Below are 278 nucleotides of genomic sequence, written 5' to 3'. Positions count from 1 at the left end.
AAGATCGGCTGCAGGATCATGGGTCCGGGCTTCGGGTGCTGAAAGTCTTTAACGAAGCCCCGCCGGAGCGTCCAGCGGGGCCAGGCTCAATTTACCGATAAGGCGCGTCGAGAGCGATGTTGCGAGCGATTTCACGCTCCCAGCGGTCACCGTTTTCGAGCAGTCTCTCCTTATCGTAGTAGAGTTCTTCGCGCGTCTCCGTGGAAAACTCGAAGTTCGGCCCCTCCACGATGGCATCGACCGGGCAGGCTTCCTGACAGAAGCCGCAATAGATGCAT

Annotated in this window: 1 protein-coding gene; it reads right to left on the bottom strand. The window is 58.6% G+C overall.

The features are described 5' to 3' along the window. Nucleotides 1–91: 91 nt before the first annotated feature. Nucleotides 92–278 (bottom strand): 4Fe-4S binding protein (locus CH341_RS32430; protein WP_170149914.1); only part of this gene is annotated, 187 nt, incomplete at its 5' end.

Source organism: Rhodoplanes roseus (assembly GCF_003258865.1).
GTDB lineage: Bacteria > Pseudomonadota > Alphaproteobacteria > Rhizobiales > Xanthobacteraceae > Rhodoplanes > Rhodoplanes roseus.
Note: the sequence above shows the minus strand (reverse complement) of the source record. Positions and strands in the feature narration are given on the sequence as shown.